15 protein-coding genes and 1 pseudogene are annotated in these 19969 nt (G+C 38.0%); all 16 read left to right on the top strand.

Annotation, left to right across the window (positions count from 1 at the left end):
- Positions 1 to 51 precede the first annotated feature (51 nt).
- A complete protein-coding gene (topA, locus tag RTP99_RS08260) occupies positions 52 to 2130 on the top strand; it encodes a type I DNA topoisomerase (RefSeq protein ID WP_001286972.1) in 2079 nt (692 codons plus the stop codon).
- Positions 2131 to 2180: 50 nt separating this feature from the next.
- A complete protein-coding gene (gene trmFO, locus RTP99_RS08255) occupies positions 2181 to 3485 on the top strand; it encodes an FADH(2)-oxidizing methylenetetrahydrofolate--tRNA-(uracil(54)-C(5))-methyltransferase TrmFO (protein WP_002028254.1) in 1305 nt (434 codons plus the stop codon).
- A gap of 65 nt (positions 3486 to 3550) precedes the next feature.
- Positions 3551 to 4450, top strand: a complete 900-nt coding sequence (xerC, locus tag RTP99_RS08250) for a tyrosine recombinase XerC (RefSeq protein ID WP_001101230.1) — start codon at positions 3551 to 3553, stop codon at positions 4448 to 4450.
- A 42-nt stretch (positions 4451 to 4492) separates the two neighbouring features.
- On the top strand, positions 4493 to 5035 hold the full coding sequence (gene hslV, locus RTP99_RS08245) for an ATP-dependent protease proteolytic subunit HslV (protein WP_000526271.1): 543 nt from the start codon (positions 4493 to 4495) through the stop codon (positions 5033 to 5035).
- A 22-nt stretch (positions 5036 to 5057) separates the two neighbouring features.
- Positions 5058 to 6449: an ATP-dependent protease ATPase subunit HslU gene (gene hslU, locus RTP99_RS08240; protein WP_000550081.1), complete on the top strand. Its 1392-nt coding sequence runs from the start codon at positions 5058 to 5060 to the stop codon at positions 6447 to 6449.
- Positions 6450 to 6526: 77 nt separating this feature from the next.
- Positions 6527 to 7306: a GTP-sensing pleiotropic transcriptional regulator CodY gene (gene codY, locus RTP99_RS08235; protein WP_000421288.1), complete on the top strand. Its 780-nt coding sequence runs from the start codon at positions 6527 to 6529 to the stop codon at positions 7304 to 7306.
- Between the two features lie 348 nt (positions 7307 to 7654).
- Positions 7655 to 8356: a 30S ribosomal protein S2 gene (gene rpsB, locus RTP99_RS08230; RefSeq protein ID WP_000111483.1), complete on the top strand. Its 702-nt coding sequence runs from the start codon at positions 7655 to 7657 to the stop codon at positions 8354 to 8356.
- Between the two features lie 103 nt (positions 8357 to 8459).
- Positions 8460 to 9347, top strand: coding sequence for a translation elongation factor Ts (gene tsf / locus RTP99_RS08225; RefSeq protein ID WP_001018580.1), 888 nt, complete (start codon positions 8460 to 8462; stop codon positions 9345 to 9347).
- A gap of 66 nt (positions 9348 to 9413) precedes the next feature.
- On the top strand, positions 9414 to 10136 hold the full coding sequence (gene pyrH / locus RTP99_RS08220) for a UMP kinase (RefSeq protein WP_000042663.1): 723 nt from the start codon (positions 9414 to 9416) through the stop codon (positions 10134 to 10136).
- Positions 10137 to 10138: 2 nt separating this feature from the next.
- Positions 10139 to 10696: a ribosome recycling factor gene (gene frr / locus RTP99_RS08215; RefSeq protein ID WP_000531500.1), complete on the top strand. Its 558-nt coding sequence runs from the start codon at positions 10139 to 10141 to the stop codon at positions 10694 to 10696.
- An 85-nt stretch (positions 10697 to 10781) separates the two neighbouring features.
- Positions 10782 to 11558 carry an undecaprenyl pyrophosphate synthase gene (gene uppS / locus RTP99_RS08210; protein ID WP_000971300.1) on the top strand — a complete coding sequence of 259 codons (777 nt, stop codon included), beginning with the start codon at positions 10782 to 10784 and terminating at the stop codon, positions 11556 to 11558.
- 17 nt (positions 11559 to 11575) lie between these two features.
- Positions 11576 to 12367: a phosphatidate cytidylyltransferase gene (gene cdsA, locus RTP99_RS08205; protein WP_000813584.1), complete on the top strand. Its 792-nt coding sequence runs from the start codon at positions 11576 to 11578 to the stop codon at positions 12365 to 12367.
- A 23-nt stretch (positions 12368 to 12390) separates the two neighbouring features.
- On the top strand, positions 12391 to 13533 hold the full coding sequence (gene dxr / locus RTP99_RS08200; protein WP_000790363.1) for a 1-deoxy-D-xylulose-5-phosphate reductoisomerase: 1143 nt from the start codon (positions 12391 to 12393) through the stop codon (positions 13531 to 13533).
- A gap of 16 nt (positions 13534 to 13549) precedes the next feature.
- A complete protein-coding gene (gene rseP, locus RTP99_RS08195; protein ID WP_001090246.1) occupies positions 13550 to 14806 on the top strand; it encodes an RIP metalloprotease RseP in 1257 nt (418 codons plus the stop codon).
- Positions 14807 to 14915: 109 nt separating this feature from the next.
- Positions 14916 to 16616, top strand: a complete 1701-nt coding sequence (locus tag RTP99_RS08190; protein ID WP_000814305.1) for a proline--tRNA ligase — start codon at positions 14916 to 14918, stop codon at positions 16614 to 16616.
- Positions 16617 to 16740: 124 nt separating this feature from the next.
- Positions 16741 to 19638, top strand: a pseudogene (locus RTP99_RS08185) (PolC-type DNA polymerase III); the annotation flags it as partial.
- Positions 19639 to 19969 lie beyond the last annotated feature (331 nt).

The following is a 19969-nucleotide window of genomic DNA, read 5'->3' as shown; positions in this document are numbered from 1 at the left end:
AATCAATAAGATTAATGAAGACTTGAATCCACCTCTTAAGGAGGCACTAGCATGTCAGATTACCTCGTAATCGTGGAGTCGCCTTCTAAGGCGAAGACCATTGAGAAATATTTAGGGAAAAAATACAAAGTTGTCGCGTCTATGGGACACGTTCGCGATTTACCTAAAAGCCAAATGGGGATAGAAGTAAAGAACAACTTCACCCCGAAGTATATTACCATTCGTGGTAAAGGTCCCGTCTTAAAAGACTTAAAATCAGCAGCAAAAAAAGCAAAGAAAGTCTATCTCGCGGCCGATCCAGACCGCGAAGGGGAAGCTATTGCTTGGCATTTAGCCAATACGTTAAATGTGGACGTTGAATCAGATTGCCGAGTTGTGTTTAATGAGATTACAAAAGATGCAATAAAGGAATCCTTTAAACATCCTCGCGCGATTAACATGAATTTAGTAGATGCACAACAAGCAAGACGTATACTAGATCGTCTTGTTGGTTACAATATTAGTCCTTTATTATGGAAGAAAGTAAAAAAAGGATTAAGTGCAGGACGCGTACAATCTGTAGCAGTTCGTTTAATTATCGAACGTGAAAGAGAAATTCAAAGTTTCGAGCCTGAAGAATTCTGGACAATTAAGACAGAATTTGTGAAAGGGAAAGACACATTTGAAGCAAGCTTTTACGGTGTAGATGGTGAAAAAGTTCAATTAACGAATGAAACACAAGTGAATGAAATAATTGAACGGCTGAAAGATAATGCGTTCTCAGTTGAAAATGTAACGAGAAAAGAGCGAAAACGTAATCCGGCATTACCATTTACAACATCTTCCTTGCAACAAGAGGCGGCGCGTAAGTTAAACATGCGAGCAAAGAAAACGATGATGCTTGCGCAGCAATTGTATGAAGGAATTGATCTTGGAAAACAAGGAACTGTAGGTCTTATTACGTATATGAGAACTGATTCAACACGTATCTCAGAAACAGCTCAAACAGAGGCACGTACGTACATTACTGAGGCGTTTGGTACGGAATACATAGGAACAGAAAAGAAGAAAGAAACGAAGAAGTCGAACGCACAAGATGCGCATGAGGCAATTCGTCCTACTTCGGTAATGAGAAAGCCAGAGGAACTAAAGAGTTTCTTAAGTCGTGATCAACTTCGATTGTATAAATTGATTTGGGAGCGATTTGTTGCAAGTCAAATGGCGTCTGCTATAATGGATACTGTGACAGCGAGACTCATTAATAATAATGTTCAGTTCCGTGCAAGTGGATCGGTTGTAAAGTTCCCAGGATTTATGAAAGTGTATGTAGAGTCGAAAGATGATGGGGCTGAAGAAAAGGATAAGATGTTGCCACCTTTAGAAGTAGGGGAAACCGTATTTTCGAAGGATTTAGAACCGAAGCAACACTTTACACAACCTCCGCCGCGCTATACAGAGGCTCGTTTAGTAAGAACACTTGAAGAGCTTGGAATTGGAAGACCGTCGACTTACGTACCGACACTTGAAACGATTCAAAAACGTGGATATGTAGGTTTGGATAATAAACGCTTCGTTCCAACTGAACTAGGTGAAATAGTAATTGAACTTATTTTAGAGTTTTTCCCAGAAATTATTAACATTGAATTTACTGCTAACATGGAGCAAAGCCTCGATGAAGTAGAAGAAGGAAATGCGAATTGGGTAAAAATTGTTGATGATTTCTACGTAGGATTTGAACCGCGTTTAGAAAAAGCGGAAAAAGAAATGCGTGAAGTGGAAATTAAAGATGAACCAGCTGGGGAAGATTGTGAATTATGTAATCACCCAATGGTCTTTAAAATGGGTAAATACGGGAAATTTATGGCTTGCTCGAATTTCCCAGATTGTCGTAATACAAAACCGATTGTGAAAGAAATCGGTGTTACTTGTCCGAAATGTGATAAAGGTCAAATTATTGAGCGTCGTAGTAATAAAAAGAAACGTCTTTTCTATGGGTGCGGTACGTATCCAGAGTGTGACTTTGTATCTTGGGATAAGCCGATTGGCCGTAAATGTCCGAAGTGTGAAGGTATGCTAGTAGAGAAGAAGTTGAAAAAAGGCGTACAAGTACAATGTATTTCGTGTGATTATGAAGAAGAACAACAAATGTGAGCGTAACTGCTCACATTTTTTTCGGGAAGAAAAGGAAAGGTGATAAATATATGACAACACAAGTAGTAAACGTCATTGGCGCAGGTCTTGCAGGAAGTGAAGCAGCTTACCAAATTGCAAAACGTGGTGTCCAAGTAAGATTATACGAAATGAGACCGGTAAGGCAAACGCCAGCTCATCACACAGATAAATTTGCAGAATTAGTATGTAGTAACTCGCTTCGCGCAAACACATTAACAAATGCTGTTGGTGTTATTAAAGAAGAAATGCGTTTAATGGATTCTGTTATTATTCGTGCAGCTGATGAGTGTTCTGTACCAGCAGGAGGGGCTTTAGCGGTAGATCGTCATGAATTTGCGGCAAAAGTAACGGAATATGTGAAAAATCATCCGAACGTAACTGTGGTGAATGAAGAAATTACTGAAATTCCAGAAGGTCCTACTGTTATCGCGACAGGTCCACTTACGTCGCCTGATCTTTCTGCGCAATTAAAAGAATTAACGGGTGAAGACTACTTTTATTTCTATGATGCAGCAGCACCGATTGTTGAGAAAGACAGCATTGATATGAATAAAGTGTATTTAAAATCTCGTTACGATAAAGGTGAAGCGGCATATTTAAACTGTCCAATGACGGAAGAGGAATTCGACCGTTTTTACGAGGCTTTAATCGCTGCTGAAACAGTACCTTTAAAAGAATTTGAAAAAGAAATTTTCTTTGAAGGTTGTATGCCAGTAGAAGTTATGGCAAGTAGAGGAAGACAAACACTAGTATTTGGACCGATGAAACCTGTTGGATTAGAAGATCCGAAAACAGGGAAAACGCCATATGCTGTTGTTCAGTTACGCCAAGATGATGCAGCGGGAACGTTATACAATATCGTAGGTTTCCAAACGCATTTAAAATGGGGACCGCAAAAAGAAGTGTTACAGTTGATTCCAGGACTGGAAAACGCAGAGATTGTACGTTATGGTGTAATGCATCGTAATACGTTTATTAATTCACCTAACTTGCTTCGTCCAACATACCAATATAAACAACGTGATGATTTATTCTTCGCTGGTCAAATGACTGGAGTGGAGGGATATGTTGAATCAGCGGCTTCAGGATTGCTAGCAGGTATCAACGCTGCTCGACTTGTAAAAGGTGAAGAGCCGGTTGTATTACCACCAGTAACTGCGATGGGAAGTATGGCGAATTATATTACTGCGACAAATGCAAAAAACTTCCAACCGATGAATGCAAACTTCGGTCTGTTTGCACCGTTAGAGAAGAAAATTAAAAAGAAAGCAGAACGTAATGAAGCCTATGCAACACGCGCTTTAGAAACGATTCGAAATTTTGTAAATATTTAGTTAAATTTCTTGCAAAGGCTACTAAGTTGTGATACGATTTAGTAGCCTTTATTGAGGTGAATTGTGTGAATGTGAAGAAATTGTTACAATTATTCGTTGGATATTTACAAATTGAAAGAAATTATTCAAAATATACAATTGCAAGTTATCAAAATGATTTAGAACATTTTGTGCAATTTATGGAGCGAGAAGGCATATCCTCTTTTTTAGATATTACATACGCGGATGTTCGTTTGTACTTAACGACGTTGCACGATGAAAAGTTAGCCCGTAAATCTGTCGCAAGAAAAGTATCAAGCTTACGAAGTTTATATCGTTTTTTGATGCGTGAAGGTTATCGGAAAGATAATCCGTTTGCACTTGCGTCACTCCCCAAAAAAGAATTGTCAATCCCAAAGTTTTTATATGCTGAAGAATTAGAGGAATTATTTAAAGTTTCTGATACGGGAACCCCGTTAGGTCAAAGGAATCAAGCTTTATTAGAGTTGATGTATGCGACCGGGATCCGTGTGAGTGAATGTGTCAATTTACAACTTACCGATATTGACTTTGCGGTGGGGACAATTTTAGTAATGGGAAAAGGAAAAAAACAAAGGTATATTCCGTTCGGGAGCTATGCACAAGATGCTTTAATTACTTATATAGAGAACGGGAGAAAACAGTTAGCCAAGAAAACTGAAGAACAATCTCATATGGTATTTTTAAATGCGAAAGGCACGCCGCTGACAAGTCGAGGAGTACGCTATGTATTAAATGAACTCATTAAGAAAGCTTCACTGACAATGCGTATAAGTCCTCATATGTTAAGGCATACATTTGCTACACATATGTTAGATGAAGGGGCAGATTTACGTACTGTACAGGAGCTACTCGGTCATGAAAATTTGTCTACGACACAAATTTATACGCATGTCTCTAAAGAAAGATTGCGTTCTGTCTACATGAAGCATCACCCACGGGCATAAATTGCTTTTAAAGCTATAAAAACATATAAAGGAGTTTTTTCTATGGGAAATTTCCACGCTACAACGATATTTGCAGTTCATCATAATGGAGAATGTGCAATGGCTGGAGATGGCCAGGTGACAATGGGAAATGCTGTTGTAATGAAACATACAGCTCGTAAGGTTCGTAAACTTTTTCAAGGGAAAGTTTTAGCTGGTTTTGCAGGTTCAGTTGCTGATGCATTTACTCTTTTTGAAATGTTTGAAGGGAAATTAGAAGAGTATAATGGAAACTTGCAGCGTGCTGCTGTTGAGATGGCGAAGCAATGGCGCGGTGACAAAATGTTACGTCAGCTAGAAGCGATGCTCATTGTCATGGATAAAACAACTATGCTCCTTGTTTCAGGTACGGGAGAAGTGATTGAACCGGATGATGGTATTTTAGCAATTGGATCTGGCGGAAATTATGCGCTTTCAGCAGGTCGTGCTTTAAAACAATATGCAAGTGAACATTTAACAGCGAAGCAAATTGCGAAAGCGAGTTTAGACATTGCAGGCGATATTTGTGTGTATACAAACCACAATATAATTGTGGAAGAATTGTAGAATCGTAAGGGAGGCATTTTATATGCATTTACATTTTACTCCGCGTCAAATTGTGGAAAAATTAGATCAATACATTATCGGTCAAAAAGATGCGAAGAAAGCGGTTGCTGTAGCTTTAAGAAATCGATACCGCCGAAGTAAATTAGCTGAAAATCTACGTGATGAAATTGCACCTAAAAATATTTTAATGATTGGACCGACAGGTGTTGGTAAAACAGAGGTAGCACGACGAATGGCGAAACTCGTTGGAGCACCTTTTATTAAGGTTGAAGCTACGAAATTTACAGAAGTTGGATATGTAGGTAGAGATGTAGAATCGATGGTACGTGACCTTGTGGAAACGTCAGTTCGCATTGTGAAAGAAGAAATGGTAGTAAAAGTACAAGACAAAGCAGAAGAACAAGCGAACCAACGTCTTGTTGAAATTTTAGTACCGAGTCCGGAGAAGCAATCTGGATTTAAAAACCCATTAGAAATGCTATTTGGCGGCGCTCAAAATTCGAATCAAACAACAGATTCACAGGAAGATGTTGAAATCGAAAAGAAACGTCAAGATGTGGAAAGAAAGCTTGCTGCAGGACTTCTTGAAGATGAAATTGTATCGATTGAAGTGACTGAACAACAGTCTTCCATGTTCGATATGCTGCAAGGAACTGGCATGGAACAAATGGGGATGAATTTCCAAGATGCATTAGGAAGTTTTATGCCGAAAAAAACAAAAAAACGTAAACTTTCTGTAAAAGAAGCAAGAAAAGTCTTGACAAATGAGGAAGCACAGCGCTTAATTGATATGGATGAAGTTACACAAGAGGCTGTTTATCGTGCTGAACAGCTCGGGATTATTTTTATCGATGAAATTGACAAAATTGCTGGTAAGCAGTCGAATAGTGTAGATGTATCACGTGAAGGTGTGCAACGTGACATTTTACCAATTGTAGAAGGATCAAATGTTGCGACAAAATACGGATCAGTAAAAACGGATTATATTTTATTCGTTGCAGCTGGAGCGTTTCATATGTCTAAACCGTCAGATTTGATTCCGGAATTACAAGGGAGATTTCCGATTCGAGTAGAATTAACAAAATTATCGACGGATGATTTTGTTAAAATATTAATCGAGCCTGACAATGCGTTAATTAAACAATATATTGCTTTATTAGCGACTGAAGGTATAGAAATTGAATTTTCAGACGAAGCTATTCGTAAGATTGCTGAGATTGCTTATCAAGTTAATCAGGATACAGATAATATTGGAGCAAGAAGACTTCATACGATTATGGAGAAGCTCCTTGAAGATTTATCGTTTGAAGCATCTGAAATTACGTTAGAGAAAATAACGATAACGCCTCAATACGTTGAGGAAAAATTAGCAACGATTGCTAAAAATAAAGATGTGAGCCAGTTTATTTTGTAATAGTGTCATCAGGTGACTCGCCCTAGTTTCCAAGTGATGAAAAAATATGTGAGTAACATGTAGGAGGAACTTTTGAAATGGAATTATTAGCAAAAACAAGAAAATTAAATGCGTTATTACAGAGCGCAGCAGGAAAGCCTGTAAACTTTAGAGAAATGTCTGACACAATGTGTGAAGTAATCGAAGCGAACGTATTCGTAGTAAGCCGTCGTGGTAAATTACTAGGTTATGCAATTCACCAACAAATCGAGAATGAGCGTATGAAACAAATGCTTGCAGAGCGTCAATTCCCAGAAGAGTATACACAAAGCTTATTCAACATTACAGAAACATCTTCAAACTTAGATGTAAACAGTGCTTACACAGCATTCCCAGTAGAAAATAAAGAATTATTTGGTCAAGGCTTAACTACAATCGTACCGATCGTTGGTGGCGGTGAGCGTCTAGGTACATTAGTTTTAGCTCGTCTTGGTCAAGAGTTCTTAGATGATGATTTAATTCTTGCTGAGTACAGCTCAACTGTTGTAGGTATGGAAATTTTACGTGAAAAAGCAGAAGAAATTGAAGAAGAAGCGCGTAGCAAAGCTGTTGTTCAAATGGCGATCAGCTCATTATCTTACAGTGAGTTAGAAGCAATCGAGCACATCTTCGAAGAATTAAACGGAACAGAAGGTTTACTTGTTGCAAGTAAAATTGCTGACCGTGTAGGAATCACTCGTTCGGTAATCGTAAATGCACTTCGTAAATTAGAAAGTGCTGGTGTAATTGAGTCACGTTCTTTAGGTATGAAAGGAACATACATTAAAGTATTAAACGACAAATTCTTACATGAACTTGCTAAATTAAAAACAAACTAATTTATAAAACTCTTCTCATTTTTTGAGGAGAGTTTTTTTGTATAACAGATTGATGTTGTTCGTACATAGCGTCATAATCGCATTTTTTTGAAAAGCCATGAATTGCATTTCACTTTTTGCTTAAAAGAAATGCAGGTTGGTAATACTAGAATTCGAGTATGAACAAAGAAAGTTTTACATTGTTCGCATTTTCGACTTGATTGTAATATTTCAGTATGATATAGTAAGCAGTGGTGTCAGTACAAAGTACACACGTTTACTGATTTAAGTGTTGGTGCTACGTTTGTAGTTTCGCTTAGAGATGAAGTAAACGGAGGATATCAAAAACCATTTAGGAGGAACTATATTATGTCAGTAATTTCTATGAAGCAATTGCTTGAAGCTGGTGTTCATTTCGGACATCAAACTCGTCGTTGGAACCCAAAAATGAAGCGTTACATTTTCACAGAGCGTAACGGTATCTACATCATCGACTTACAAAAAACTGTGAAAAAAGTTGAGGAAGCTTTCAAAGTTATGCGTGACATCGCTGCTGAAGGCGGAGACATCTTATTCGTAGGTACTAAAAAACAAGCACAAGAAGCTATTAAAGAAGAAGCAACTCGTGCTGGTATGTACTTCGTTAACCAACGTTGGTTAGGTGGAACTTTAACTAACTTCCAAACAATCCAAAAGCGTATCAAGCGTCTTAAAGACATCGAAAGAATGCAAGAAGATGGTACTTTCGAAGTACTACCTAAGAAAGAAGTTGTTCAACTTAAAAAAGAGTTAGAGCGTCTTGAGAAATTCTTAGGCGGTATTAAAGATATGAAAGGTCTTCCAAGTGCATTATTCGTAGTAGACCCTCGTAAAGAGCGTATTGCAGTTGCTGAAGCACGCAAATTACACATTCCAATCATCGGTATCGTTGATACAAACTGTGATCCAGACGAAATCGATCACGTTATCCCAGCGAACGATGATGCAATTCGTGCTGTAAAACTTCTTACATCTAAAATGGCAGACGCGATCCTTGAAGCAAAACAAGGTGAAGAAACTGTTACTGCGTAACAAAGTTGGAAAGGTGATAAGGGGTTCGGCCTTTTATCACCTTTTTTAAGGTATAAACACCTTTATAAAAGGTATAAATACATATTTTAGGAGGATGAAAAGTATGGCAATCACTGCACAAATGGTAAAAGAATTACGTGAAAAAACTGGCGCAGGTATGATGGACTGCAAAAAAGCTTTAACAGAAACTAACGGCGACATGGAGAAGGCAATTGACTTCTTACGTGAAAAAGGTATCGCGAAAGCTGCTAAAAAAGCAGACCGCATCGCTGCTGAAGGTTTAACTTTCATCGAAACAAACGGTAACGACGGTTTAATCTTAGAATTAAACTCTGAAACTGATTTCGTTGCGAAAAACGAAGGTTTCCAAACATTAATTAAAGAATTAGCTGCTCACTTATTAGCTAAGAAACCTGCTAACGTTGAAGAAGCTATGGCTCAAACAATGGAAAACGGTAAAAAAGTTGAAGAGCACATCAACGAAGCAATCGCTAAAATTGGTGAAAAGCTTACACTTCGTCGTTTCGAAATCGTATCAAAAACTGATGCAGATGCATTCGGTGCTTACCTACACATGGGTGGACGCATTGGTGTTCTAACAGTTCTTGAAGGTTCTACTGATGAAGCGGCTGCTAAAGACGTAGCAATGCACATCGCTGCAGTTAACCCTAAATACATCGATCGTGATGCTGTAACAGCTGAAGAAGTTGAGCATGAGCGTCAAGTATTAACACAACAAGCATTAAACGAAGGCAAGCCTGAAAAAATCGTTGCAAAAATGGTTGAAGGCCGTCTAGGCAAATTCTTCGAAGAGATTTGCTTACTTGACCAAGCATTCGTTAAAAACCCTGATATGAAAGTTCGTCAATTCGTTGAGTCTAAAGGCGCAACATTAAAAGGATTCGTTCGCTACGCTGTTGGTGAAGGTATCGAAAAACGCGAAGACAACTTTGCTGAAGAAGTAATGAACCAAGTAAAAGGTAGTAACTAATACAGATTAGGGAACACATTGTGTTCCCTTTTTTAAAATAAAGATGTAAGCAATTGGAGGTTCATTATGAGTAAACCGAAATATAATCGTGTCGTTTTAAAGCTGAGTGGAGAAGCTTTAGCTGGCGAGCAAGGATTTGGAATCAACCCAGCTGTTATTAAGTCAGTTGCGGAACAAGTGAAAGAAATTGCAGAACTAGATGTAGAGGTTGCTGTTGTTGTTGGCGGCGGTAACATTTGGCGTGGAAAAATTGGAAGTGAGATGGGCATGGATCGTGCAGGAGCGGATTACATGGGCATGTTAGCGACAGTTATGAATTCATTAGCTCTTCAAGATAGCTTGGAGAACATCGGAATTCAAACTCGCGTACAAACTTCAATTGAAATGCGTCAAGTGGCAGAGCCTTACATTCGTCGTAAAGCAGTTCGTCACTTAGAGAAAAAACGTGTTGTTATCTTCGCAGCAGGTACTGGTAACCCATACTTCTCTACAGATACAACGGCAGCATTACGTGCGGCGGAAATTGAAGCTGACGTAATTTTAATGGCGAAAAACAATGTGGATGGCGTATATAATGCAGATCCATCTATTGACCCAACAGCTACGAAATACGAAACACTTACTTACTTAGATGTATTAAAAGAAGGTTTAGGTGTAATGGATTCTACAGCTTCTTCTCTATGTATGGATAATGATATTCCATTAATTGTATTCTCAGTTATGGAAAAAGGGAATATTAAACGTGCCGTGTTAGGCGAAAATATCGGAACAGTTGTAAGGGGGAAATAAATATGGGACAACAAGTATTGAAGTCTGCAAATGAAAAAATGGAAAAAGCGGTTGCTGCTTATTCACGCGAATTAGCAACAGTTCGCGCTGGTCGTGCAAACGCGTCTGTATTAGATAAAGTACAAGTTGATTACTATGGTGCACCAACACCAGTTGTGCAATTAGCGAACATTACAGTTCCAGAAGCACGTTTACTTGTAATTCAACCGTATGATAAAACTTCTATCGGTGATATCGAAAAAGCAATTTTAAAAGCAGATTTAGGCTTAAACCCTTCTAATGATGGAACTGTAATTCGTATTGCATTCCCTGCATTAACAGAAGAGCGTCGTCGTGATCTTGTAAAAGTTGTGAAAAAATATGCTGAAGAAGCAAAAGTTGCTGTTCGTAACGTACGTCGTGACGGTAACGATGATCTTAAGAAGCTTGAAAAAGCTGGCGAGATTACAGAAGACGATTTAAGAGGATATACTGAAGATATCCAAAAAGAAACAGATAAATATATTGCAAAAGTTGACGAAATCGCAAAAAACAAAGAAAAAGAAATCATGGAAGTGTAATAGCGATACTTTCGCAAATATGACCCTCTTCTTAAGGGGGTCTTTTTACACTTTTAGGCATACGTCTGCTTGTTGGAGGGTATGAATGATGTTTAAAAACTTTCCTTTTTTTAAAGGTAAAAAGGACACATCGTTTGATCATCTCGTTGAAGAAGTGAAAAAAGGATACATCCCAGAACATATTGCCATCATTATGGATGGTAATGGAAGGTGGGCAAAGAGGAGAGCGATGCCTCGTATTGCGGGACATCATGAAGGCATGCAAGTTGTAAAGAAAATCACAAAATTTGCAAGCAAACTTAATGTGAAAGTATTAACTCTTTATGCTTTTTCAACTGAGAACTGGAAAAGACCGAAAAAGGAAGTTGATTATTTAATGAAGCTTCCAGAAGAATTTTTAGGTACATTTTTACCAGAATTGATTGAAGAGAACGTACAAGTCCGTGTAATAGGGCAACAAGATCGTCTTCCTACGCATACACGCAGAGCGATGGAGAAGGCCATGGAAGAGACGAAAGAGAATACGGGATTAATTCTGAATTTCGCGTTAAACTATGGAAGTCGAGATGAAATCGTTTCTGCTGTGCAACATATGATGAAAGATCGTGAGGAAGGAAAAGTTCGTGTTGAAGATGTAAGCGAAGAAATGCTTTCTTCCTACTTAATGACGAGTTCTTTACCTGACCCAGAGTTGTTAATCCGTACGAGCGGAGAGCTACGTATTAGTAATTTCATGTTATGGCAAATTGCATATTCGGAATTTTGGTTTACAGATGTGTATTGGCCAGATTTTACCGAGGAACATTTGCTAAATGCGATTACAGACTTTCAGCATAGAGGGCGCAGATTCGGAGGCGTGTAGAAAGAGAGGGTTTGGTAGTGAAACAGAGAATTATTACTGGAGTGGTTGCTGCCGCGCTATTCATTCCCATCGTAATTTACGGTGGCGTGCCTTTTACGGTTTTAGTGTATGCACTTGCTTCTATAGGTTTATATGAATTAATTCGTATGAATAAGCTTACGCTTATTTCAGTACCAACAGTTTTAGCTGCAGTATTATTATGGATTATTTTAATTCCAAGTAGTGCATCAGAACTGTTTACTTGGATTGGATTAGGTAAATTAGAAATCACATTTGTGATTGTTCTATTACTTTTATCATATACAGTCCTTTCTAAGAATACATTTACTTTTGACAATGCTTCATTTTTACTAATGGCAACAACATATGTTGCAATGGGATTCTTATATTTGAATGAAACGAGAATTTTAGGAATTAAATATGTGTTTTGCGCATTATTTGTTATATGGGCTACTGATTCAGGCGCATATTTCGTAGGAAAAGCATTAGGAAAAAGAAAGTTATGGCCAGAAATTAGTCCAAATAAAACGATTGAAGGTTCATTAGGCGGCATCGTTTGTGGAATTATTGTAGCGCTTGTTTACAACATGTTTTTCCCAGTGGAATCGAATGTAGTAATTTTAATTGTGCTGACAATTATCATTTCTATTTTTGGACAAATTGGTGATTTAGTACAATCTGCATTTAAACGTCATTATGGCGTAAAAGATTCAGGTACAATTTTACCTGGACATGGTGGTATATTAGATCGAACAGATAGTTGGTTATTCGTTTTACCAATTCTCTACTTCTTATTACAATACAATTAATAAATGAACGAGGGGTTGGAGTCATGAAAAACATTAGTTTATTAGGTGCAAGCGGATCAATTGGTACACAAACTTTAGATGTATTACGCTCGCACCCAGACCAATTCCGTCTCGTTGCTTTTTCTGTAGGGAAAAATATTGACTACGCAGTAAAAGTCATTCAAGAATTTTCTCCGCAAATTGTCTCTGTGCAAAGAGAGGAAGATGTTTTAAAATTACAAGCTGTCTCTGGTAATACAAAAATTGTATATGGTAGTGAAGGACTTTTAGAAGTAGCATTACATCCAGATGCGGAGATCGTAGTAAATGCTGTTGTAGGTAGCGTAGGGTTGTTACCAACACTTCGTGCAATTGAGGCGAAAAAAACAATTGGAATTGCAAACAAAGAAACGTTAGTAACTGCAGGGCATCTTGTAATGGAAGCAGCGCGAAAACATAATGTTTCGTTACTTCCAGTAGACAGTGAACATTCAGCTATTTTTCAATGCTTGAATGGTGAAAATGAAAAAAGAATTTCTCGACTAATTATAACGGCTTCTGGTGGAAGTTTCCGTGATAAAACGAGAGATGAATTGCATCATGTGACCGTAGAAGATGCGCTTCGACATCCAAACTGGTCAATGGGTTCGAAAATTACAATTGATTCTGCTACAATGATGAATAAGGGGCTAGAAGTAATTGAAGCACATTGGCTTTTTGGTATCCCTTACGAGCAAATCGATGTTGTTTTACATAAAGAAAGTATTATTCATTCTATGGTTGAATTTGAAGATCGTAGTGTGATGGCACAGCTTGGCTCACCTGATATGCGAGTACCAATTCAATACGCACTTACATATCCTGATCGATTGCCTCTTTCAGACACAAAGCAGTTAAATTTATGGGAAATGGGTACATTGCATTTTGAGAAAATGAACCAAGAACGTTTCCGTTGCTTGCGCTTTGCGTATGAAGCTGGAAAAACAGGTGGAAGTATGCCGGCTGTAATGAATGCAGCGAATGAAGTAGCTGTTGAAGCTTTTTTACAAAAGAGAATTGGTTTCTTAACAGTGGAAGACCTCATTGAAAAAGCAATGAACCATCACAATGTCATTGCACGTCCGAGCTTAGAGGAAATTCTGGAAATTGATGCAACCACAAGACGGTTTGTGATGGAACAAATTTAGCAAAGGTGGTATGGAATTGAATACAGCGATTGCCTTTATATTAATTTTCGGTGCACTCGTATTTTTCCATGAGCTAGGGCATCTATATTTCGCAAAAAGAGCAGGTATTTTATGCCGTGAGTTTGCGATTGGTTTTGGTCCGAAAATATTCTCATTTGAAAAGAATGAAACGGTGTATACGATTCGATTATTGCCCCTTGGTGGCTATGTAAGAATGGCTGGCGAGGATGCAGATACAGTTGAGTTAAAGCCTGGGAAAAAGGTTGGCCTTGTATTAAACGAAAAAGACGAAGTTGTAAAATTAGTTTTTGATGGATATGAAAAGTATCCAAATGTTCGCGTGATTGAAGTGGAACAAGCTGATTTAGAGCATAATTTAACAATTTCGGGTTATGAAGAGTACGAGGAAGAGCTTCAAACATTCCGAGTAAATGAAAAGGCTCGTATTATTACTGCCGGTGAAGAAATTCAAATTGCTCCGTATAATAGACAGTTTGGCTCTAAGAAATTAGGTCAACGTGCTTTAACGATCTTTGCGGGTCCTGCAATGAACTTCATTTTAGCGTTTGTTATTTTTGTGATTCTTGGATTTGTACAAGGTGTTCCTGTTGACAAACCAATGGTCGGAAAAGTGATGGAGAATAGTGCGGCAGAGCAAGCTGGATTAAAAGAAAATGATACAATTCAAGCTATTGATGGGAAAAACACAAGTACATGGAAAGATGTTGTTACCATTGTACGTGAAAATCCGAATAAAGAAATTACGTTACAAGTAAAGCGTGATAGTGAACAGTTTAATGTGAAAGTAACGCCAACGCTTGATAAAGAAGGTAAAGAAGAAGTTGGTAGAATCGGTGTTTACTCTCCTGTAGAAAAAACAGTGATGGGTTCTATTAAATCAGGTTTTGAACAAACATACCAATGGACGAAACTAATTTTTGAGTCTCTTGTGAAATTAGTAACCGGCCAATTCTCTATTAATGAGTTGTCAGGTCCAGTAGGAATTTATAATCTAACAGATCAAGTTGTAGATTATGGATTTACGCGTGTATTAAGTTTAGCAGCCGTTTTAAGTATTAACCTTGGTTTATTTAACCTACTACCAGTTCCTGCTTTAGACGGTGGACGTTTGTTCTTCTTCTTAATTGAAGCGTTACGCGGGAAACCAATTGACCGTCAAAAAGAAGGAATGGTTCACTTTATTGGTTTTGCATTATTAATGTTACTTATGTTAGTAGTAACTTGGAATGACATTCGTAAGTTTTTCTTGTAAAATAAAGTGAAACTTATAATGAAATAGAGCTCGTAGAATAAAATCCCTCACCTAACTCGAGGTGAGGGGTTTTCCTGCGTATAAGAGTAAAATGAAGAGGTGCGAATAAATGAAACAAAGTATGGTATTTAGTCCTACATTACGTGAAGTTCCAGCTGATGCTGAAATTAAGAGTCATCAGTTATTACTTCGTGCAGGTTTTATGCGTCAAAATGCTTCTGGTATTTATAGCTTTTTACCATTTGGATTAAAAGTGCTACACAAAGTAGAACGAATCGTTCGAGAAGAAATGGAGCGCGCAGGTGCTGTAGAATTATTAATGCCAGCGATGCAAGCTGCAGAATTATGGCAAGAGTCAGGTCGTTGGTATTCTTACGGATCTGAATTAATGCGTATGAAAGATCGTAACGCTCGTGAATTTGCATTAGGAGCGACACATGAAGAAGTAATTACGGATCTTGTACGTGATGAAGTGAAATCATATAAAAAATTACCGTTAACATTATATCAAATTCAAACAAAATTCCGTGATGAACAAAGACCTCGTTTCGGTTTATTACGTGGAAGAGAGTTTCTAATGAAAGATGCATACTCTTTCCATGCTACACAAGAGAGCTTAGATGAAGTGTACGATCGCTTATACAAAGCATACTCTAACATTTTCGCTCGTTGTGGCTTGAATTTCCGTGCGGTTATTGCTGATTCAGGAGCAATGGGCGGAAAAGATACACATGAATTTATGGTATTATCTGATGTTGGTGAAGATACAATTGCATACTCGGATACATCTGATTATGCAGCGAACATCGAAATGGCTCCTGTTGTAGCTACGTATACGAAGAGTGACGAAGCAGAAAAAGCGCTTGAAAAAGTAGCAACACCAGACCAAAAAGCAATTGAAGAAGTATCTGCCTTCTTAAACATAGAAGCTGAAAAGTGCATTAAGTCTATGGTATTTAAAGTAGATGAGAAATTAGTAGTTGTACTTGTTCGTGGTGATCATGAAGTAAACGATGTAAAAGTGAAAAATGTATACGGTGCTTCCGTTGTTGAGCTTGCCTCTCATGAAGAAGTAAAAGAATTATTAAATTGTGAAGTTGGTTCATTAGGTCCAATTGGTGTAACAGGTGATATTGAAATTATTGCTGATCACGCTGTAGCATCAATTGTCAACGGATGTTCAGGAGCGAACGAAGAAGGGTTCCATTATGTAAATGTAAATCCAGAACGTGACTTTAAAGTAAGTCAATATACGGATTTACGATTCATTCAAGAAGGAGACCAATCTCCAGACGGAAACGGAACAATTCTTTTCGCACGCGGAATTGAAGTTGGTCATGTATTTAAATTAGGAACTCGTTATAGTGAAGCAATGAACGCAACATTCCTAGATGAAAACGGAAAAACACAACCACTTATTATGGGTTGTTACGGCATTGGTGTGTCTCGTACAGTGGCAGCAATTGCAGAGCAGTTTAATGATGAGAACGGTTTAGTTTGGCCAAAAGCTGTTGCACCGTTCCATGTGCATGTAATTCCAGTAAATATGAAATCTGATGCACAACGGGAAATGGGTGAAAACATCTATAACTCATTACAAGAGCAAGGATATGAAGTATTACTAGATGATCGTGCAGAACGTGCAGGCGTTAAATTTGCTGATGCTGATTTATTCGGCCTTCCAGTTCGCGTGACAGTTGGTAAAAAAGCAGACGAAGGTATTGTAGAAGTGAAAGTACGTGCTACAGGTGAGTCTGAAGAAGTGAAAGTAGAAGAGCTTCAAACATATATTGCCAATATTTTAAAATAAGAAGAGGTACCTCATAACGAGGTACCTTCTCTTTCTTTGTCAACGTATTTTGTAAAAGAAGAAGGGAGAAATCTTTCTTTGTAGTACGTTTCAATTTATAATAGCAAATGGAAGGAGAGTGCTTATGTCTTTAACAAATGAACAACAAGAGCGATTTCAAATTTTGCTCCAGCAGTTGCAAATACCAGAAGACCTTATAAATCAATATTTACAAGGCGGTGGCATTGAAAAGCTAGTTATTGATAAAGCGAATAAAAGTTGGCATTTTGATTTACAAGTACCGCGTATTTTGCCTACAGAATTATATGAATTGCTAGAAACAAAGCTTAAGCAATCATTTTCTCATATTGCAAGAACAACATTTGCATTAGAAACAGAGAACAAACAATTTACTGAAGAAGAAGTGAGGGCGTATTGGCCACTTTGTACGGAACGAATTACATTTTCACCTATGTTTGCTTATTTAAAGAAGCAGCTTCCGCAGGTCAATGGAGTGAAGTTACTTATAAATGTGAATAATGAGCTGGAATCTACTGCTTTAAAGAAAAACGTTGCGAAACCAGTAGGGGATCAATACGAGGCTTTTGGATTCCCGCGTTTCCAGTTAGACACACATATACAGCAAAATACAGAAGAAATGCAAAAGTTTCGTGAGCAAACGCAGCAAGAGGACCGCGAGCGTGTTATACAAGCTATGGAAGAAATGGCGAAGAAGCAAGCTGAAGAAAGTAGCGTTGTGCATGAAGGACCGATCACACTCGGGTATCTTATTAAGCCAGATGAAGAGATTACACCGATGCGAGAAATTCAAGATGAAGAAAGAAGAAAAACAGTTCAAGGATATGTCTTCCATGTGGAAACGAAAGAGCTTCGTAGTGGACGTACGTTATTAACTTTAAAAATAACGGATTATACAGATTCGATTATGATCAAAATGTTCTCACGTGATAAAGAAGATATTCCAATGCTACAATCCTTGAAAAAAGGAATGTGGGTGAAGGCTCGTGGTTCTGTTCAAAATGATACATTTGTTCGAGATTTAGTAATGATTGCAAATGATATTAATGAAATAACAGGACCGTCTCGTAAAGATAAAGCACCAGAAGGCGAAAAACGTGTAGAGCTGCATCTTCACACGCCAATGAGTCAAATGGATGCTGTTACTCCAGTTTCTAAGCTTGTTGCTCAAGCAGGTAAATGGGGGCATGAGGCTATTGCCATTACAGACCATGCTGTGGCTCAGTCGTTCCCGGAGGCATATTCTGCGGGGAAAAAGGCTGGAGTTAAAGTTATATACGGTGTAGAAGCGAATTTAGTTAATGACGGTGTACCAATAGCGTATAACGAAGCGCATCGTTTACTTGCAGAGGAAACGTATGTTGTTTTTGACGTTGAGACGACAGGTTTATCAGCTGTATATGATACAGTTATTGAGTTAGCTGCTGTAAAAGTAAAAGGCGGCGAAATTATTGACCGCTTTGAATCTTTTGCAAATCCGCATCAACCATTATCGGCAACGATCATTGAATTAACAGGTATTACAGATGATATGTTAACCGACGCACCAGAAGTGGACGAAGTGTTTAAAAAGTTTGAAGAATGGATGGGCGACCATACACTTGTTGCTCATAACGCAAGCTTCGATATGGGCTTTATTAACGTAGGATTTAAAAAAGCTGGTTTAGAAAAAACAAAAAATCCAGTAATAGATACGTTAGAGCTTGCACGATTCTTATTCCCAGAAATGAAAAATCACCGTTTAAATACGTTGTGTAAAAAGATGGATATCGAATTAACGCAACATCACCGTGCAATTTATGATACAGAAGCAACGGGATATTTACTTGTAAAAATGTTAAAAGAGGTAATTGAAAAAGGTTTTGAATATCACGATCAATTAAACGATAGTATGGGACAAGGGGATGCATATAAACGCGGGCGTCCAAGTCATATGACATTACTTGCTACATCGGATGTTGGATTGAAAAATTTATATAAACTTGTTTCATATTCTCATTTAAATTACTTTTACCGTGTACCACGAGTACCAAGATCACTATTAAAAAAGTATCGTGAAGGTATTTTAGTAGGAACGGCTTGTGATAAAGGTGAAGTGTTTGAGGCGATGATGCAAAAAGCTCCTGAAGAGGTAGAAGAAATTGCGCAGTTCTACGATTACATTGAAGTAATGCCACCAGAAGTGTTACGTCATTTAGTAGAGCGTGAACTCGTTCGAGATGAGGGACAATTAAAAACAATCATTTCTAACTTAGTAAAACTAGGTGAGACGTTAGATAAACCAGTTGTTGCTACCGGAAACGTACATTATTTAGATCCAGAAGATGCAATGTATCGTAAAATTTTAGTAAGTTCACAGGGTGGAGCGAATCCGTTAAACCGACATTCATTACCACCTGTACATTTCCGTACAACGGATGAAATGTTAGAGTGTTTCTCATTTTTAGGTGAAGACGTAGCGAAAGAAATTGTCGTAACGAATACACAAAAGATTGCATCATTAATTGGTGATGTTCATCCAGTAAAAGATGATCTATATACACCGAAAATTGAAGGTGCAGATGATGAAACGCGTGATATGAGTTATAAAATGGCGCGTAGCATTTATGGTGAAGAGTTACCTGAAATAGTAGAAGCCCGTTTAGAAAAAGAATTAAAAAGTATTATTGGTCATGGATTCGCCGTAATTTATTTAATTTCACATAAACTTGTGAAAAAATCATTAGTAGACGGATATCTAGTAGGTTCGCGTGGATCGGTAGGTTCATCATTCGTTGCAACGATGATGGAAATTACAGAAGTAAACCCATTACCACCACACTATGTATGTCCGAAATGTAAGCAATCAGAATTCTTTAATGATGGTTCTGTAGGGTCTGGTTTCGACTTACCGGATAAAGAATGTCCTACATGTAATGTTCCATACGTAAAAGATGGACATGATATTCCGTTCGAAACGTTCCTTGGATTTAAAGGAGATAAGGTACCCGATATCGATTTGAGTGTGACACGTTCTTAACTGAAAAGGTTAAGCACTAGTATTTGCTAGTAGAACTGCTATTCTGAAGTATGGAATGATGGAGTAACGTCCTGAAACATACTCACTGAAGCTACGGCAAGCGATAGCGATATTGCAAACATCAACATCGTTTGAAGCCCGTTAAAGTAGGCTGAAGTTCACCCTAACGTAAAAGACGAGGAAAGGGAGATAGAAATCTTCTGTGAATGATAGGTCTGGTGTCTATAAAATCCCTATGGTTAGAATCAGTAGAACGACTGGGACGAACCCTCGACTGACTTTTCGTGAATGTCACGTTATAGAAATATAACGGGGT

This window comes from Bacillus sp. (in: firmicutes), assembly GCF_031983925.1.
Classification (GTDB): domain Bacteria; phylum Bacillota; class Bacilli; order Bacillales; family Bacillaceae_G; genus Bacillus_A; species Bacillus_A pacificus.
Note: the sequence above shows the minus strand (reverse complement) of the source record. Positions and strands in the feature narration are given on the sequence as shown.

What these genes read in the sequence shown, in the direction of transcription:
- hslU (WP_000550081.1), top strand. Translation starts at nt 5,058, where the DNA reads ATGCATTTACATTTTACTCCGCGTCAAATTGTGGAAAAATTAGATCAA.
- pyrH (WP_000042663.1), top strand. Translation starts at nt 9,414, where the DNA reads ATGAGTAAACCGAAATATAATCGTGTCGTTTTAAAGCTGAGTGGAGAA.
- codY (WP_000421288.1), top strand. Translation starts at nt 6,527, where the DNA reads ATGGAATTATTAGCAAAAACAAGAAAATTAAATGCGTTATTACAGAGC.
- frr (WP_000531500.1), top strand. Translation starts at nt 10,139, where the DNA reads ATGGGACAACAAGTATTGAAGTCTGCAAATGAAAAAATGGAAAAAGCG.
- uppS (WP_000971300.1), top strand. Translation starts at nt 10,782, where the DNA reads ATGATGTTTAAAAACTTTCCTTTTTTTAAAGGTAAAAAGGACACATCG.
- trmFO (WP_002028254.1), top strand. Translation starts at nt 2,181, where the DNA reads ATGACAACACAAGTAGTAAACGTCATTGGCGCAGGTCTTGCAGGAAGT.
- topA (WP_001286972.1), top strand. Translation starts at nt 52, where the DNA reads ATGTCAGATTACCTCGTAATCGTGGAGTCGCCTTCTAAGGCGAAGACC.
- rpsB (WP_000111483.1), top strand. Translation starts at nt 7,655, where the DNA reads ATGTCAGTAATTTCTATGAAGCAATTGCTTGAAGCTGGTGTTCATTTC.
- dxr (WP_000790363.1), top strand. Translation starts at nt 12,391, where the DNA reads ATGAAAAACATTAGTTTATTAGGTGCAAGCGGATCAATTGGTACACAA.
- RTP99_RS08190 (WP_000814305.1), top strand. Translation starts at nt 14,916, where the DNA reads ATGAAACAAAGTATGGTATTTAGTCCTACATTACGTGAAGTTCCAGCT.
- tsf (WP_001018580.1), top strand. Translation starts at nt 8,460, where the DNA reads ATGGCAATCACTGCACAAATGGTAAAAGAATTACGTGAAAAAACTGGC.
- hslV (WP_000526271.1), top strand. Translation starts at nt 4,493, where the DNA reads ATGGGAAATTTCCACGCTACAACGATATTTGCAGTTCATCATAATGGA.